The 2,409-nt window shown below is 44.2% G+C and carries 3 protein-coding genes; all 3 read right to left on the reverse strand.

Annotated elements, in window-relative coordinates; genetic code table 11:
- Window positions 1-362 precede the first annotated feature (362 nt).
- Window positions 363-1,145, reverse strand: a complete 783-nt coding sequence (locus QT974_RS33490) for a DUF928 domain-containing protein (protein WP_333472672.1) — start codon at window positions 1,143-1,145, stop codon at window positions 363-365.
- Window positions 1,146-1,727: 582 nt separating this feature from the next.
- Window positions 1,728-2,114: a type II toxin-antitoxin system VapC family toxin gene (locus tag QT974_RS33495; RefSeq protein ID WP_333472673.1), complete on the reverse strand. Its 387-nt coding sequence runs from the start codon at window positions 2,112-2,114 to the stop codon at window positions 1,728-1,730.
- Entirely contained in the window at window positions 2,111-2,323 is a 213-nt protein-coding gene (locus tag QT974_RS33500) for a DUF2281 domain-containing protein (RefSeq protein WP_333472674.1), read from the reverse strand. Before QT974_RS33500 ends, QT974_RS33495 begins: the two co-directional genes overlap by 4 nt.
- Window positions 2,324-2,409 lie beyond the last annotated feature (86 nt).

A 2,409-nucleotide genomic window follows, 5' to 3' on the forward strand; every position in this document is an offset into this window, starting at 1 on the left:
CTTTCAACAGTAACATCGGGTAGATTAAGCAGTCTGTCAAGATGAAGATCCATAGAGTAGAAATCAAGAAATCCTATCTCATTATACACTTTTCACCAAAAAGCCAGAAGAGCCCCTCCTCGAAGAACAGCTATTGGTAGTTCGCTTAGAGATTGAGGAGCTATAGTTCCCGTAACGAGTGCGAATGCTTCTTCATAGGTCATAACTAAAATGTTGCTAAAAAGTAGAGGCGATCGAGTATGTCATACCAAATCCGGGTATTTTATCCTTTTTATTGTCATTGTTCACTGCGTGAAGCAATCGCATAGACTCTGACACCAAGCGGAAGATTTATAAAGGAGATGCCCAACCCGGATCTGGTATCAGCGCGCGCTATCTGCAATCTGCTTCAAGTTTTCAATTTGTTTCGCGCGATCGGAGCGTTCTTTTGGCGACAATTCAGAAGTGGTTTTTGATGCTTCCGACTGAGCCAAATCTTTTAACAGAGTTGAGCCCACTTCTCCCAGTTTCGATGCTTGAGCCAGTTTGAGCGCTTCATCTAGCGCGTTGTACCATAAACCTGCCTCAGCATAGATATTAGCTTTTTCAACACTATTTACTGCCCTGTTGAGTTTACTTTGTACAGCCGCAGGCATTGCTACAACCTCAATATTTGCCTCGCTTACTAGATCGCCTGAGGGGTTATCTGGGTCGCAATTGATCACAATTTGCCAAAGATATTGTTTCTCCTGTTGCAACCCTAATTCGCTATTCGAGAACGGGGATAATTTCATAATTCCCGGTGAACTCTGCAAGGACATCTGACGAACTTGTTTGGGTTTAGCGCCTGGAATCCACTCGTATATCGTGAATTTTATGGGCTTGGAGGCAGAATCATTAGGCACAAACCAAGCGAACGTAGGGTATCGAGAAATCGTTCGTCCGACGTAGTTCGCAGAGGCAAGAACGGTTAGCGGCATACCTCCTCCAGAACACCCTCTAGTCGTTCCTCCATCCGATCTTCTCTCTGGAGGGACAGGCTTTTGATCGCCCGGTGCATAACCCGCCAGAACTGCCGGAGTTACGATCAGCGTTAAACTCAAGGCACAACTGGTGAATAGTTTGATGTTGATGCGTTTGTTAAAGAACCACTGGATTGACATCATAACTTAGCCCTTTTTGCTTTTTAAATTATTCAATGGCTAATTTAGTTTTTTGTCCGAACCGATTGTCAACAATGCTAACATCAAATTCCAGATGCTTTAATTGATTATGAATTTGTTCAACCTCTGAATCGGAGTCACCCGATCTCACAACATTCATGACTTGTTTGATTTTGTGGTTGTTTTCTCATAACTTCGATCGGGCATCTCAGTATTGTGCCAGTTGCTAAAGTGACGAACCAGTTTGTCATCCATTTTTTTCTCCTTTGTTTTTATAGTGAGCTTGTGGTCAGTATTAGTTCTACAATAAATATATTAGATAGAACTAGAGTAGTTTGTGCCAAGTTAATTGCTTAAGTTTGTATTTCCTGTTGCTCTCTAAAGTAGTTATCATTGCACAACTCTGCAATGGGTAACTAGGAATTGCTGAATAAATGGGCGATCGCAAAAACTATTCTTGTCTGTTCTCACCCCCAACATCCGGGCAAAATGCTCGTAGAAGCCAACGCGATCGCGAACTCGATTTAGTAGGCGGGAGGCGGTAAGTTTTCATCTTCACATTGCCTTCTACTCTCTGCATACTGCTTACCAAATCAATTGGCAATCGTATTGCTTGAAAATCGTGTCACGGCTCACCAGTGTTGCAGTTTCAGTACGGCATTGAGCAATAAGCAGGCGATCGAACGGATCTTTGTGATGTTGAGGCAAATTATCCAGCTCCAGAATGTGAGGAAGGGTGACCGGGAGCAAGAGAATTCCATTTTCAGACTGCTGCTGAGCAATGATTTCAGCAAGAGGGGATTGTAGGTTGAGTTTGCCAATTTGAGTTTTAATTTGGATTTCCCACAAGCTCACAATGCTGACGACAAGCTGGGCGTCATCCTGCTGCATCAGTGCTAGGGTTGCAGGCGGAATTAATTCAGGTTCCCTGTCCCACCAGATGAAGGTGTGCGTATCGAGCAGTAGTTTCATGCTTCTCCTAACCAAAACTCATCTGGAAGCGGAACATCAAAGTCGTCTGCCATCCAATAGGCATTTCCTTTATGCAATCCGGGTATACGCTTCTTTTTCGAGACGCCAGGAGCTCGCTGCCGGAGCAAGGCTGCAAAGTCCAGGACTTCCTGTTGCTGCTCTGGGGTGAGGAATCGGATTTGCTCCATTAAGGCTTGTTCAATACTCACAGTGTCCTCCTATTAGGGTTTTGGCTCAACATAGGATCGCGAATTAAATAATTTACACATATTTGTGGGATGGGCGTCCCGCCCGT

It is taken from the genome of Microcoleus sp. BM001215392 (assembly GCF_036700185.1).
Lineage (GTDB): Bacteria > Cyanobacteriota > Cyanobacteriia > Cyanobacteriales > Microcoleaceae > Microcoleus.

Coding starts and splice junctions, on each gene's coding strand:
- QT974_RS33490 (WP_333472672.1), bottom strand. CDS start 1,145: ATGATGTCAATCCAGTGGTTCTTTAACAAACGCATCAACATCAAACTA.
- QT974_RS33495 (WP_333472673.1), bottom strand. CDS start 2,114: ATGAAACTACTGCTCGATACGCACACCTTCATCTGGTGGGACAGGGAA.